The sequence below is a fragment of the Amycolatopsis sp. CA-161197 genome (genome assembly GCF_050942255.1).
Taxonomy (GTDB): domain Bacteria; phylum Actinomycetota; class Actinomycetes; order Mycobacteriales; family Pseudonocardiaceae; genus Amycolatopsis.
The window spans coordinates 9,717,343-9,730,570 of the sequence record NZ_CP192059.1 but is presented as its reverse complement, the minus strand read 5'-3'; the positions used below and the strand labels follow the sequence as shown (position 1 = coordinate 9,730,570).

Sequence of the window (13,228 nt, the reverse complement as noted above, 5' to 3'; positions counted from 1 at the left end):
GTAGTAACTGTCAAATAGTTGTGACTATCATGTTGGGGCAGGTTCGTGAACGGGGGGCACACCATGCGGGTTCTGATCTCGGGGGCGAGCATCGCCGGCCCGGCGCTGGCGTTCTGGCTGCACCGCTACGGCATCGAGGCGACGGTGGTCGAACGCGCGCCCGCGCCGCGGCCGGGCGGGCAGGCCGTGGACCTGCGCGGCGTGGGGAAAATCGCCGCGGAGCGGATGGGCCTGCTGGACCAGATCCGCGCCGCCTGCACCGACACGCGCGGCCTGTCCCTCGTCGACGCGGGCGGACGGCGCCGCGCCACCCTCACCGTCGACCAGTTCGACGGCGACGGCCCGATCGCGGAAATCGAAATCCTCCGCGGGGACATCGCGCGGGTTCTTCGGGAAGCGACGGATTGCGAATACCGCTACGGCGACCGGATCGTCGCGCTGGACGAGCAGCCCGACGGCGTCCACGTCACCTTCGAGTCCGGTTCGCCCCGGGTCTTCGACGCCGTGATCGGCGCCGACGGCCTCCACTCCGGCGTCCGGTCCCTGCTGTTCGGTGACGTGCCGCTGCAGCACCTGGGCCGCTACCTGGCGTTCTGGACCGCACGCAATCACCTGGGCCTGGCGAACTGGTCGCTGGTGCACAACGCGCCGGGGCGCGGCGTCGGCGTCCGCACGATCAACTCGAACCAGGCCTTCATGGCCTTCGCGTCGTTCCACGCCGACGACTTGCACCACGACCACCGCGACATCGGTTGGCAGAAATCCTTGGTGCGCTCGCGGCTGTCGGGTCTCGGCTGGGAGACCGCGGAACTGGTGTCGCAGATCGACGACGCTCCCGACTTCTACTTCGACTCCGTCAGCCAGGTCCACCTCCCGTCGTGGTCCCGCGGCCGCGTCGGTCTGCTCGGGGACGCCGCCTTCTGCGCCTCGCCGTCGTCCGGGCAGGGAACCAGCCTCGCCCTGGTCGGGGCTTACGTCCTGGCTGGGGAACTCGCGGCCGCGCCGGATGTGCCGGCCGGGTTGCCTGCGTACGAAAGCCGTCTCCGGCCGTGGGTGTTGGCCAACCAGAAGATGGGCCGGACCAACGCTCGTGCCAGTTCACCGTCGAGCGCTCTCGGCGTTCGCCTTCAGCAGCTCGGCATGCGGCTGCTGCCGCACCTGCCGCAACGCCTGCTGTTCGCCTCGATGCTGGCGGTGCTGAACGGCTTCGAGTTGCCGGACTATTCGCGGTACCTGACGTCAGTGGCCTGACTGGGCGTTTCATGCCACTCTGGGGCACATGGGGGAAGATCACGAAGCACTCGCACGCGACCTTCAGCGCATCATCAAAGCCACGGCCGACGCGGTCGGCTTGCGGCAGGCCAACGAGCTGGTCGAGCGCGTCACCGGGCATCTGGAGGTGCCGCTGACGCAGGCGTTGGTGGTGACGCGCAACTACGAGGACTGGGAGCACGCCAACATCCAGGCGGGCGTCGACGCGTACCTGGCCGAGCACGGCGTCGGCACGGACTGGTTCGGGATCGCGGGCGGGCAGCGCGGCCACGAGGACCTGGTGGGCATGCTGTTCGCCGCGCGGAATCACCAGTTGTACGAGCTGGGGGCGGTCGACTACACGACCGCGACGGTCGGGCCGGACGCGGCGGCGGAGGTCGTGCAGCTGGGGCTGGTGGGGACGGCCGCGCCCGATGGCACGCCGGTGATCGTCGGCGTGCGGGGGACGAACCAGCAGTACGGGCAGATGTACTGCCGCCTGGAGGTGATCGCCGGGGAGCGCGCCGCGGCGACGGCCACGCGCGACCGCATCGAGCAGCTGATCGCGGAGCGCGACGTGTTGCGCGGCCACGTGCTGGCGTTCGGCGTGAGCGAGCACCGCGGCAACGAGCTGCTCACCTTCCTGCCGCGGCCCGCGATCGAGCCGGAAGAGGTGGTGCTGCCCGACGGAGTGCTCGACGCGGTCGAACGCCACACGCTCGGCATCGCGGAACACGGCGAACGCCTGCTGGCGGCCGGCCAGCACCTCAAGCGCGGGGTGCTGCTGCACGGCCCGCCCGGCACCGGCAAGACGCACACCGTGCGCTACCTCATGGGCCGGCTGCCCGGCAGCACGGTCGTCATCCTCACCGGCTCGGCGATGCGGTTCGTCTCCAAGGCCGCCACGCTCGCGCGCCGCCTGCAGCCGAGCGTCGTCGTGCTGGAGGACGTCGACCTCATCGCCGAGGACCGCGACCACTCCCGCGGCGGCACACCCCTGCTGTTCAGCCTGCTCGACGCGATGGACGGCGTCGGCGGAGACGCCGACGTCACGTTCCTCCTCACCACCAACCGCGCCGGTGACCTGGAGAAAGCCCTGGCCGACCGGCCGGGCCGCGTGGACCTCGCGGTCGAGATCCCGCTGCCGGACGCCGCCGGCCGCGCCGCGCTGCTGGAGCTGTACTCCCGCGGCCTCAAGGTCACGGCCGACCTCGCCCCGATCGTCGACGCCACCGAAGGGGTCACGGCGTCCTTCGTGAAGGAACTCCTCCGCCGCGCGACCCTGCGCAGCCTCGCCGCCAACCCCGACGCCGAGGTCGTGGTCGGAGACACCGAACTGGGCGGCGCCTTGGCGGAGATGGCGGACGCGCGCAATGCGCTCACCAGGTCGCTGCTCGGCGCCTCGGCTCAGCGGCGGAGTGTGCCCGGGTAGAGGTCCGCGTCCGACGGGAGTTTCGCGGTGCGGAACCAGTCGTCCAGGAACGGGTCGAGGTTCTGGCCCGCCAGGCGGTTCACGAGTTTCGTGAAGTCGGCCCAGGTGGCGTTGGCGTGGCGGTGCTCGGTGGGCCAGTCGCGCAGCAGGGTGGAGAACGGGCCGTCGCCCATGCGGCGGCGGAGGGCGTGCAGGGCGAGGATGCCCTTGTCGTACACGGCTTCGAACTCGTGACCGGGGCCCGGGTCGACGAGTTTGCGGTTCCAGAAGTCGGTGCTGGCGTGGGTGATCTCGAGGGCCGCGCGGTAGCGGTCGTCGAGGTTCTGGCCTTCGCGTTCGGACCAGAGCCACTGCGCGTACGACGCGAAGCACTCGTTGAGGCAGACGTCTGACCACGAGTCGAGGGACACCGAGTCGCCGAACCACTGGTGGGCGTTCTCGTGCACCAGGGTGAGGATGTCGGCCCACTTCGCGTACGTCGGGCGCGTCTGCGTCTCCAGCGAGAAGTGGATGTCCTCCGCGAGGTAGATACCGCCGGCGGCGCTCTGCGGGTACGGGCCGAACTTGCTGCTCAGGAACGCCAGGATGTCCGGCAGCCGGTCGCCGCTGGCCTCGAGCGGCTCGGCGCCCGGCGCGTACGCCGACACCACGGGCGTGCCGTCGGGCAGCGAAGAGCGCTTCACGGTGAATTTGTCGATGGCGATCGTCGTGAGGTAGCTGGCGATGGGGTTCGGCTCGGTCCACGTGGTGGTGGTCTTGCCGCCGGCCGAGGAACTGCTCTGCTCACGACCGTTGGAAATCACGGTCCAGCCGTCCGGTACGTGCGCGGTCACGCTGAACGTCGCCTTGTCCCGCGGGGTTTCGTTCACCGGGTACCAGAACGCCGCCGAATGCGGCTCACCCACCATGAACGCGCCGCCGTCGGCCGAGCGGCTCCAGCCGGTCTCGCTGCCGCCGTCGTGCTCGGTCTTCGTCGGATCGCCGGAGTACCGCACGCGCGTGCGATAAGTCGAGCCCGCCCGCAACGGCTGCGGCGGCGTGATCACCAGCTCGGAATCCTTCTCCCGGCTGAACTTCGCGGGTTTCCCGTCGACCTCGACCGACGCGACGTCAAGCCCCCGCAGGTCCAGGTTGAACCGGCTGAGGTCCTGCGTGGCCTTCGCGGTGACGGTCGTGTCGCCGTCGAGGTGGCCGCTCGCGGGGTCGTAGCCGACGTCGACGTGGTAGTCGAGCGCGTCGTAACCGCCGTTGCCGTCTTCGGGGTAATAGGGATCGCCGGCGCCGGCCGCTCCCGCGGACGGATGCAGCGGTGCGGTGTCCGGATTGTCCGCACTGCACGCGGACAGCGCGAGCACACCGGCGAGGGCGAAGACGGCGGTCCGGTGGCGGCGCATCGTTTCACCCTAAGGGCTCGGGTGTGATTGGCTACCGGACGAAACAGCGGGAGGCGCGGTGCGACCTGGGCTGATCCACTTCGGCGGCGCCGACACCACGGGCGTGTCGGTGCTCCTGCTGCACGGGTTGATGGGCCGCGCCCGCACGTGGTGGCCGGTCGCCCAATGGCTCGAGCGCTACGGCTCCGTCCACGCCCTCGACGCTCGCGGGCACGGCCGCGCGCCGCACACCGGCCCGTGGACCACCGAACAGTTCGCCGAGGACATCGCCGGGGTGCTGGGTGAGATCGGCCCCTCCGTGCTGATCGGCCACTCCATGGGCGGCCTCCACGCCTGGGCCACGGCGGCCAAGTACCCGGAACTGGTCCGCGGGGTCGTCAGCGAGGACTTCGCGCCCGACCAGCGCGGCCGCACCGTCGAGACCTGGCGCGGCTACTTCGACAGCTGGCCGGTGCCGTTCGAATCCCTCGCCCACGTCCGCGAATTCTTCGGCACCGCGGGCGACTACTTCACCGAATGCGTCGAGGAACGCGAAGACGGCTACCACCTGATCGCCAACCTGGAGAACCTCTACGAGATCGCCGCCGAATGGGGCCGCCGCGACTACTGGTCCATTGTGGACTCGTTGAGCTGCCCCCTGCTCCTCGTCGAGGGCGAACACACGGCCATGCCGGCCGGCCAGCAAGCCCAAGTGGCCGAACGGGTGCCGGGCGCGAAACACGTCGTCGTCCCCGGCTCGGCGCACCTGCCCCACGCCGAGGCACCCGAGATCTACCGCGGCGCCGTCGAAGCGTTCCTCGCCGGTCTCTGAGAAACCGGCGGATCACGCGTACCGCCCTCGCCGGCACGCGTGACCCGCCGGGGTCAGTGGGCGAGCTCGACCCGCCACGCGGCGGCGGACCTGCCCGACGGCACGATCAGCGGCCACACGTCCGAGCCGAGGAACCCCGACTCGTCCGCGGCCCGCGCCGCCGTGCAGCTGTCGCGGGACAGCCCATGGGCAGACGCCAGTGCAGCCACCGCGTCCGTTGTGGACTGTCCGAACACGCCATCGGTCGGCACGCCGTAACCCGCGGCGCGCAAGAACCGTTGCGCCGTAAGCACCCTGGGCCCCACGTCGCCCGGCTTCAGCAACGGCCATTCGGGCACCTCTGCCCGCGAAGCCGCGACGCCGAGCACTCGCGAAACGGCTGTCCGCAGCTCCGGAAGCCGGTCGTACAGCACCTGACCGCAGCACTCCGTGGAATTGAAATCCCGGTGGCCCTTGATGAAACTCGGCGAAATCCCGTACTGGTCGGCGATGTAGGCGACCAGTGACACCAGCGAATTCCACAGCGCCACCGGCACGTCGACCGTGCTGTACAGGCCCTCGTTCTCGATCCCGAGGCATTCGCTGTTGTGGTTGCCGACGTTCGCGCCCTGCACGTGCTGCGTGCCGCCGCGCAGGATTTCCAGGCTGCGGTGCCGGCCTTCCGTCACGTAGCCGCCGCGGCTGTTCGTGAACTGCTGGCCCGTGTCGATCCAGCCGCGGGTGTCCATGTGGAAGTTCTGGATGTCGCGCGAGATCTGCAACGCGTGGGCCAGCGAATAGTCGGTGTTGTTGCCCGGGTCGACGGTGTGGTGCACCACGATGTACGTCGGCTTGTGGTTCTCCACCACGATCGCGCCCGTCGCGGGTCGCGCGTTCCACTCGGACGTCGGGTGGATCTTCGGCGCGGTGACCGCCGCAGCGGATCGCGCCGTGACCAGGCCGAACGCGCTCGCCGCGGTGACCGTGAGCCCGCCCTTGAGCACGGCACGGCGAGTGGCTTCCCCCATGCGAATCCCCCTCGCCGGAAACGGTGCCGGAACAGCGTCGGGGAAAAGCTAACCCGCCAGGGAGATCATGACAACTTTTTGCCGACTTTCGTCGTACCCCGTGAGAACCAGCCCGTCAGTGCTCACCCGGCAGCGCGAACAGCCCGCTGTCCGTCTGCTCCAGCAACCCGTCGACCAGCAGCGAGTCGAGGCACCGGTCGCGCTGCCCGGCCTCGTGCCACACGATGTCCAGCCGTGCCTTATCCACGGGCCCCTCGCTGCCGCGCAGCACATCGAGCAGCAGGCCGCGCACCTGCCGGTCGGTGCCCGCGAACTTCTGCACGGGCTTGGCCGGCCCCGCGTACTCCGGCCGGCCGTTGTGCTGCCACGTGCAGGTGTCGTACACCGGGCAGTCAGCACAACGCGGCGCCCGCGCGGTGCAGATCAGCGCACCGAGCTCCATCAACGCCGCGGACAGCTTGGCCGCCGGCGCGTCCTCGGCCGGCAGCAGTGCCTCGACGTCGGCCATGTCGCGCGTGTTCGACGCTGGACCCGCGTCGCCGGCGCCGTGCACGGCCCGCGCGACCACGCGCCGCACGTTCGTGTCGACGACCGGCGCCCGCTTGCCGTAGGCGAAGGCCGCCACGGCCCGCGCGGTGTACGCGCCGATGCCGGGCAGCGCGAGCAGGGTGTCCACATCGGACGGCACGACGTCGCCGTGCTCGGCCGCGATCACCGTCGCCGCCGCGTGCAGCCGCAGGGCGCGACGCGGATAACCGAGCTTGCCCCACGCCCGCACGACCTCGCCGGTCGTCTCCGCGGCCAGCGCCGACGGCACGGGCCAGCGCGCCATCCACTCGAGCCAGATCGGCTGCACACGCGCGACCGGCGTCTGCTGCAGCATGATCTCGCTCACCAGCACGCCCCACGCGGAGCACTCCGGCTCCCGCCACGGCAGGTCTCGCCCGTGCGTGTCGAACCAGTCGATCAGAACGTCCGCGTCCACAGCCACGCCGACCATTGAAACCGACGCGCGTCAGACCACCTCGGTCAGGCTCCCGGTCTTCACGTCGTAGACGAATCCGCGCACGTTGTCGGTGTGCGGCAGGAAGTCGCTGCGGCGCACGCGCTCCATCGACACACGCACGCTGTCCTCGACGTTGCGGAACGCCTCCACCGACCAGGTCGGCCGCAGGCCCGTGGCCTGTTCGAGCTCGTCCTTGAAGTCGTCTTCGGTCACCGTCGACAGGCCGCAGTTGGTGTGCTGCACGATCAGGACCTCGCGCGTGCCGAGCTTGCGCTGGCTGAGCGCGAGGGAGCGGATCATGTCGTCGGTGACCACGCCGCCCGCGTTGCGCAACACGTGGGACTCGCCTTGGATGAGGCCGAAGATCTCGAACACGCGCACGCGCGCGTCCATGCAGGTCAGGATGGCCACGTGCAACGAGGGCTTGGGCGACGAGCGGTCACCCGGTACGACGTTGCCGAGTTCCTCGTTGCGCTTGAGAAGAACGTCGATGGAGGTCATGGTCACCTTTCGGCCACGCTTCCCCGACTATGCGGGCGGTCCCTCCCATGGAACCCGCCCGGAGCGTCCGTTACAACGGGATAGGTCCGAAGTCACGGGAAAACAGGGGTGCTCAGCCCCCGAACCACGGCTCCTCGACGGTCCGCGGCGGCGCCGACGTGCGCCCGATCCGCAGCTCGGTGGGCAGCGTGATCACCTTCGGGCCCACGCGCTCGGCCGAGCCGAGCAGCAGCCGCCCCGCGACCTTGCCCTTCTCGAGCACGGGCTGGTGCACGGTGGTGAGCCCCAGGCGCTCGGCCTCGGCGATGCCGTCGAAGCCGGTCACGGTGAGGTCGAGCGGCACGCGCAGGCCGCGGCGTTCGGCTTCGGCCAGCGCGCCGAGCGCGAGGATGTCCGACGTGCAGATCACGGCCGTGACCTGCGGGTACGCGTCGAGCAACTGGCGCGCGCCCGAAGCACCGTCGTCGACGGTGTGGTCGAAACGCTCGACCACGGGCACGGTGGCCCAGTCGACACCGGCCGCGGAGAACGCCGTGGCCAGGGCTTCGAGGCGGATGCGCTGCACGTGGAAGTGGGCGCTGCTCTGGCGCTGCGCGGTCACGAAGTCGTCGTTGCGCTCGCGCGCCAGGCGCATGCACAGCACGCCGACCTGCCGGTGGCCGAGCGAGACGAGGTGCTCGGCCAGGCGCGTGACGGCCGCCGCGTCGTCCGGGCCGACGCGGTCCACGCCTTCGATGCGCGGCTGGTCGATGATCACCGTGGGGACGGGCCGCTCCAGCACCGCGGCCAGGTGCGGGTCGTCGTCGGGCACGGAGTAAACGACAAAACCGTCGACGCCGGCGCGGTGCACGGCGGCGACGTCTTCGCGGCCGGGGCTCGCGGGCACCAGATGCAATCCGACCCCGGCGTCCTCGCAGGCGAGGGCGAGGCCTTCGAGCACACCGACCGCGGCCGGGTCACGGAACGCGTACGACAGGTTCTCGGTGAGCAGCAGCCCGACGGCGCCCGCCTTGCGGGTGCGCAACGAGCGGGCGACCGGGTCCGGGCCGGGGTAACCGAGGCGGCGCGCGGTCTCGAGGATGCGCCGCCGCAGTTCGGGAGACAGCTGGTCGGGGCGGTTGTAAGCGTTGGACACGGTGGTCCTGGACACCCCGAGCTCCGCCGCCAGCGACGCCAGTGTCGCCTGCCTCCGGGTGCGAATAGGACGGCCCATCCGCAAACCGTAACGGTTCAGATCGTTTTCCAGAAGCGACACCCCTGTGGTGAGTGTCTCGATCCGCTGAGTGACGGACGGGCCTTCTGCCACCCGGTGGAGCGGGCCTTGTCATGCGGATGGGGTAAAGTGAATCTGACAACGATTTCCATTAGCTGATCGGTTCGACCCAGGAGAGTCTTCGATGAGTTCCCGCCTGAGTACCCGCCGCGCCCGCGGCGTGCTCGCCGCCGCTTCGGCTCTGACCGTGTTCGCACTCAGCGCGTGCTCCAGCACCGATTCGGGTGCGACCGGCGCCGGTTCCGGTTCCTCGACCTCGGGGCAGATCAACGTCGTCGCGGCCACGGACGTGTGGGGCAGCGTTGTCACGGCCGTCGGCGGTGACAAGGTGGCAGTCAAATCGATCATCCACGACCCGACGGCCGACCCGCACTCGTACGAGTCCACCGCCGACGACGCGCTGGCGGCGAAGAACGCGCAGCTCACGCTCGCCAACGGCGGCGGCTACGACGACTTCTTCGGCAAGCTGGCGGACCAGGCGTCGGGCGCGAAGAAGCTCGTGGCCTACGACATCGCCGCGACCGGCGACGAGAACGAGCACGTCTGGTTCGACCTGCCCGGTGTGGAGAAGGTGGCCGACCAGGTCGCCTCGGCGCTCAGCGCGATCCAGCCGTCGTCGAAGCAGACCTTCGACGACAACGCCGCGAAGTTCAAGGGCCAGGTCGACGCGCTGGTCAAGAAGACCGAAGCACTCGGCGCCGCGCACCCGGGCACCAAGGTCGTGGTGACCGAGCCCGTCGCCCACTACCTGCTCGAGACCGCGAAGATCACCGACGCGACCCCGAAGGCCTTCTCCGACGCGGTCGAGAACGAGACCGACGTGCCCGCCACGGCCGTCAACGACTTCACCCAGCTCATCAAGAACAAGCAGGTCAAGGCCCTGATCAACAACGTCCAGACGGTCACCCCGCTGACCCAGCAGGTGGTGTCGGACGCGAAGGCGTCGAACGTCGCCGTGGTCGACGTGGCCGAGACGCTGCCCGCCGACGTCACGGGTTACATTGACTGGATGACCAAGGAAGTGGACTCGCTGTCCGGGGCTCTGAACAGCTGATGTCCGCCGCGCTCTCGACGGTTCGCCCCGCGGTTCGCGTCCGCGGGGCGGGCCTGGCCTTCGGCAGCCGCACCCTCTGGTCCGGGCTCGACCTCGATGTCGAGCAGGGCGAGTTCCTCGCGATCCTCGGCCCCAACGGATCCGGCAAGAGCAGCCTGCTCAAGGCGTTGCTCGGCATGCAGAGCCTCTCGGCCGGCAGCGTCGAGATCGCCGGCGGCCGCCCGGGCGGTGCCAACCGCAAGGTCGGCTACATCCCGCAGCAGCGCGCGATCGACGACGGCCTGACCCTGCGCGGCGTCGACCTCGTGGGCCTCGGCCTCGACGGGCACCGCTGGGGGACCGGCGTGTTCGGCATGCGAGACCGACGGCGTCGCGTCGCCGAGGCGATCGAGGCGGTCGGTGGCACGGCGTACGCGAAGCAGCCGATCGGGCGGCTTTCCGGCGGCGAGCAGCAACGCCTTCGGGTGGCGCAGTCGCTGGTCGGTGACCCGTCCGTATTGCTGTGCGACGAACCGCTGCTGTCGCTCGACCTCGCGCACCAGCGCGCCGTGAGCGAGCTGATCGACCGGCGCCGGCGTACGGCGGACACGGCCGTGCTGTTCGTGACACACGAGATCAACCCGGTGCTGCAGTTCGTCGACCGCGTGTTGTACCTGGTCAACGGCTCGTTCCGCGTCGGCAAGCCCGACGAGGTGATGAATTCCGAGACGCTGTCCGAGCTGTACGGCACGCGCGTCGAGGTGCTGCGCGTCGGCGGGCAGATCCACATCGCGGGTTCGCAGAGCTCCCTGTGCGAAGACCAACCGCACCACCACGAGCAGGAAGCAGTGGGCTGAGCCTTGGACGGCATGTTCGACTTCGCCAAGACGTGGGAGCTGATCACCGAGCTGCCCGGCGTCCAGACGGCCCTCATCGCGGCCGCCGTGCTCGGGCTGCTCGCCGGCATCCTCGGCCCGCTGATCGTGATGCGCCGCATGTCCTTCGCGGTGCACGGCACGTCGGAGCTGGCCTTCACCGGCGCGGCGGGCGCGCTGCTGATCGGCGTCGGCGTCGAGTACGGCGCACTGCTCGGTGCCGTGGCCGCCGCGCTGCTGCTGGGCATCCTCGGCACCCGCGACGCCGACCGCGACTCCGTGATCGGCGTGATCCTTTCGTTCGGCCTCGGCATGGGCGTGCTGCTGCTGTCGTTCTACAAGGGACGGTCGGCCAACAAGTTCGGCATTCTCACGGGCCAGATCATCACCGTGGACTCGACGAACCTGACGTCACTGGTGGTCTCGGCCATCGCCGTGCTGGCCGTCCTGGCGTGCGTCTACCGGCCGCTGCTGTTCGCCAGCGTGGACCGCAACGTCGCCGTCGCGCGCGGCGTGCCGGTGAAGACGCTGACGGTGGTGTTCTCCCTGCTCGTCGGTGTCGCCACGGCGCTGAGCGTGCAGATCGTCGGCTCGCTGCTGGTGGTCGCCCTGATGGTGACTCCCGCCGCGGCCGCCGCCCGCGTCACGGCGAGCCCGTTGCGCGCCACCGTGCTTTCGGTGATCTTCGCCGAGGTCGCGGCCCTGGGCGGCATCATCCTGTCGCTGGCCCCGGGCAAACCGGTGAGCGCCTTCGTCACGGCCATCTCGTTCCTGATCTACCTGGTCTGCCGCGCCATCTCCTGGGCGCGCGACCGCCGCACCGGCGTCCGCACAACACCGGCGGCTCGGCAACCGGCGCCTCCGGTGGCGGTGGGCTGAGTCAGTAGCCCTGCACCCAGGCCGTGCAGACGACTCCCTGGTTGTACGTGATCGGGTTCTGGAACCACGCGCACGCCCGGTAGCGCAGGCCGCCGTTGGGCGGGCGGTACTCCGTGTAGCCCTGGCCGACGGCCAGGTGGTTCGCCTGGTTGCTGTCGATCCACACGTCAGCCGGCTGGCTCTTGGCGGCTTTGACGATCCCGGGGTACGCGGTGACGCTCACGAAACCGCCGTTCGCGTCGGTGCGGCAGTTGCGGTAACCGCCGTGGTCGCTGCAGCCCTGCAACGCGGAAGCACCGGGCGCGGCGAGAGCGGCGGCGCCGAGGAAGGCACCGGCGATGGCGAGCGTGGCTGCGATCGTGCTCGGCTTCTTCATGTAGTTGATCATGACATCGCGAAGGTGCCGGTGTGAGCGCTTTGCCTGGATCGGGTGATCAGCCCACCGGGTGCGCCGCCATCGCCGTCTTCACCGCCGCGATGAAGCCGTCGTTCGTGAACGGCACGAGGCCGCCGACGACGTTGCGTTCCACGGCCTGCAGCACGACCACCCGCGAGTTCACCAATTCGCTGACCGCGGCCGCCTGGGGCGTCTTGTCGGTGGAGTAGGCGAGGTAGGTCAGGTTCGTGAAGGCCGCGGAGAGGTAGCGCGAGGACGCGAGGCTGAACGAGTCTCCGTAGACCAGCGTGGGCTCGGCGATCGTGCCGGGCAGGGGCGCCGAGGTGCGATGCACCGGAGTGTCGATGTTGGAGATGAAGCCGGCCGCGCGGTCGGTGACGCCGTCGGGCTCGAGGGTGTACTGCGTGTTCGACTTGGTGCCTGTCTTGCCGATCAGCAGCGGCAGGTCGGCAACGCCGTCGTACACGCCGTCCGGAGTGGACTGCCAGCTCTGGGTGACCCCGGGCTGCGCAGCCTCGGCGAGGGCCCGGGCGAGGGCGACGCCGCCTTCGTCGCGCCAGTGCGTGTCGTTCGGGGCGTAGATCGGGTGGCCCACATGGGCGGCGGACGCGGCCAGAGCCGGGCGCAGATCCAAGGAGTGGCCGACGGTGGTCATCTTGTACCAGTCGTTCGGCGCGGCGGCCTGCGAGCACTCCTTGCCCGGGTAGCTGTCGGGCAGGAACTGGGGCACCATCGTCGTCTTGTCCGGCGTCACGACGAAGATGAACTTGCGCCCGGACGCCTCGACGGCGGTGCGTAGCTCGTTGACCTTCTTGAGCGTCGTGTCGATGTCCTGGGTGGGCGTGCACTTCGCCTCGGCGTCGTAGCCGTAGTACAGCCAGCCGTCGAGGCCCTGTACGACCTTGCGGTAGCCGGCCTGGTTGCTGCCCGGCAGGCTCGGCGTGGCCGGACCCTGGTTGGGCGCGCCCGGCTGTTGCAGCGGCGGCGCCGGGATGGGGCCCGAGTCCGACGACGAACCCTGGTCCAGCGGCGCGTCCTCACGGAAGACCCCGCGGCTGATGCCGTCGGCCGCGTTGATGGCGCTCGCGCGGAAGGACAGCTGGTCGACGGCCCACGTCGGCAGGCCGGTGAAGAAGCCGAAGCCGTCGGTGATGCTGGGGAACCCCGCGAGCTTGTGGTTCTCGATCTCGGTCGGGCGCACCCCGAACACCCACAGCAGCGTGGGCGTGGTGAAGAACAGCAGCGCGCAGATCAGCGCCGTGAGCTGCCGCTTGCCGTGCCGCGGACGATGCAGCGCGTGCTCGCGGGGCAGGTACGCCTCGTGGACGGCTGGCAGCTGAGGGGGTTGGGACGCCACTCGATCACGGTA

The 13,228-nt window shown here is 70.0% G+C and carries 13 protein-coding genes; 6 read left to right on the top strand and 7 right to left on the bottom strand.

What is annotated here, in order from left to right; genetic code table 11:
• The first annotated feature begins 63 nt into the window (after positions 1-63).
• On the top strand, positions 64-1,251 hold the full coding sequence (locus ACQPXB_RS46205) for an FAD-dependent monooxygenase (protein ID WP_432848337.1): 1,188 nt from the start codon (positions 64-66) through the stop codon (positions 1,249-1,251).
• A 28-nt stretch (positions 1,252-1,279) separates the two neighbouring features.
• A complete protein-coding gene (locus ACQPXB_RS46200; RefSeq protein WP_432848335.1) occupies positions 1,280-2,683 on the top strand; it encodes an AAA family ATPase in 1,404 nt (467 codons plus the stop codon).
• Here the strand turns inward: ACQPXB_RS46200 and ACQPXB_RS46195 are convergent.
• The gene (locus tag ACQPXB_RS46195; protein ID WP_432848333.1) at positions 2,659-4,077 is read right to left on the bottom strand and encodes a M1 family metallopeptidase; all 1,419 of its coding nucleotides are present in this window, start codon (positions 4,075-4,077) and stop codon (positions 2,659-2,661) included. The genes ACQPXB_RS46200 and ACQPXB_RS46195 overlap by 25 nt on opposite strands.
• 70 nt (positions 4,078-4,147) lie before the next feature.
• Here ACQPXB_RS46195 and ACQPXB_RS46190 point away from each other — a divergent pair, with 70 nt between their 5' ends.
• The gene (locus ACQPXB_RS46190) at positions 4,148-4,888 is read left to right on the top strand and encodes an alpha/beta fold hydrolase (protein ID WP_432857119.1); all 741 of its coding nucleotides are present in this window, start codon (positions 4,148-4,150) and stop codon (positions 4,886-4,888) included.
• Between the two features lie 53 nt (positions 4,889-4,941).
• Here ACQPXB_RS46190 and ACQPXB_RS46185 read toward each other — a convergent pair whose 3' ends face one another.
• From ACQPXB_RS46185 to ACQPXB_RS46170, 4 genes are all read right to left on the bottom strand, one after another.
• Positions 4,942-5,895 carry a peptidoglycan recognition protein family protein gene (locus ACQPXB_RS46185; RefSeq protein ID WP_432848331.1) on the bottom strand — a complete coding sequence of 318 codons (954 nt, stop codon included), beginning with the start codon at positions 5,893-5,895 and terminating at the stop codon, positions 4,942-4,944.
• A gap of 115 nt (positions 5,896-6,010) precedes the next feature.
• Complete coding sequence (locus tag ACQPXB_RS46180; RefSeq protein WP_432848329.1) at positions 6,011-6,886, bottom strand: A/G-specific adenine glycosylase; 876 nt, start codon at positions 6,884-6,886, stop codon at positions 6,011-6,013.
• Between the two features lie 24 nt (positions 6,887-6,910).
• Entirely contained in the window at positions 6,911-7,402 is a 492-nt protein-coding gene (locus tag ACQPXB_RS46175) for a beta-class carbonic anhydrase (protein WP_220244776.1), read from the bottom strand.
• Positions 7,403-7,514: 112 nt separating this feature from the next.
• Positions 7,515-8,615, bottom strand: coding sequence for a LacI family DNA-binding transcriptional regulator (locus ACQPXB_RS46170; RefSeq protein WP_364049900.1), 1,101 nt, complete (start codon positions 8,613-8,615; stop codon positions 7,515-7,517).
• A gap of 196 nt (positions 8,616-8,811) precedes the next feature.
• Between ACQPXB_RS46170 and ACQPXB_RS46165 the strand changes: the two genes are divergently transcribed.
• From ACQPXB_RS46165 to ACQPXB_RS46155, 3 genes are read left to right on the top strand one after another with little or no spacing between them, the layout of a single operon-like run.
• Positions 8,812-9,729, top strand: coding sequence for a metal ABC transporter solute-binding protein, Zn/Mn family (locus ACQPXB_RS46165; RefSeq protein ID WP_366582538.1), 918 nt, complete (start codon positions 8,812-8,814; stop codon positions 9,727-9,729).
• Complete coding sequence (locus ACQPXB_RS46160; RefSeq protein WP_220244774.1) at positions 9,729-10,565, top strand: metal ABC transporter ATP-binding protein; 837 nt, start codon at positions 9,729-9,731, stop codon at positions 10,563-10,565. Before ACQPXB_RS46165 ends, ACQPXB_RS46160 begins: the two co-directional genes overlap by 1 nt.
• Positions 10,566-10,568: 3 nt before the next feature.
• Entirely contained in the window at positions 10,569-11,462 is an 894-nt protein-coding gene (locus ACQPXB_RS46155; protein WP_366582358.1) for a metal ABC transporter permease, read from the top strand.
• A gap of 1 nt (position 11,463) precedes the next feature.
• On the opposite strand, the gene ACQPXB_RS46150 is transcribed toward ACQPXB_RS46155, so the two are convergent.
• Positions 11,464-11,838, bottom strand: a complete 375-nt coding sequence (locus tag ACQPXB_RS46150) for a hypothetical protein (RefSeq protein WP_432848326.1) — start codon at positions 11,836-11,838, stop codon at positions 11,464-11,466.
• A 58-nt stretch (positions 11,839-11,896) separates the two neighbouring features.
• Positions 11,897-13,216 (bottom strand): alginate O-acetyltransferase AlgX-related protein, encoded by a 1,320-nt coding sequence (locus ACQPXB_RS46145; RefSeq protein WP_432848324.1) that lies wholly within the window; start codon positions 13,214-13,216, stop codon positions 11,897-11,899.
• Between the last annotated feature and the right edge of the window lie 12 nt (positions 13,217-13,228).

Coding starts and splice junctions, on each gene's coding strand:
- ACQPXB_RS46205 (WP_432848337.1), top strand. CDS start 64: ATGCGGGTTCTGATCTCGGGGGCGAGCATCGCCGGCCCGGCGCTGGCG.
- ACQPXB_RS46200 (WP_432848335.1), top strand. CDS start 1,280: ATGGGGGAAGATCACGAAGCACTCGCACGCGACCTTCAGCGCATCATC.
- ACQPXB_RS46195 (WP_432848333.1), bottom strand. CDS start 4,077: ATGCGCCGCCACCGGACCGCCGTCTTCGCCCTCGCCGGTGTGCTCGCG.
- ACQPXB_RS46185 (WP_432848331.1), bottom strand. CDS start 5,895: ATGGGGGAAGCCACTCGCCGTGCCGTGCTCAAGGGCGGGCTCACGGTC.
- ACQPXB_RS46175 (WP_220244776.1), bottom strand. CDS start 7,402: ATGACCTCCATCGACGTTCTTCTCAAGCGCAACGAGGAACTCGGCAAC.
- ACQPXB_RS46170 (WP_364049900.1), bottom strand. CDS start 8,615: ATGGGCCGTCCTATTCGCACCCGGAGGCAGGCGACACTGGCGTCGCTG.
- ACQPXB_RS46160 (WP_220244774.1), top strand. CDS start 9,729: ATGTCCGCCGCGCTCTCGACGGTTCGCCCCGCGGTTCGCGTCCGCGGG.
- ACQPXB_RS46150 (WP_432848326.1), bottom strand. CDS start 11,838: ATGAAGAAGCCGAGCACGATCGCAGCCACGCTCGCCATCGCCGGTGCC.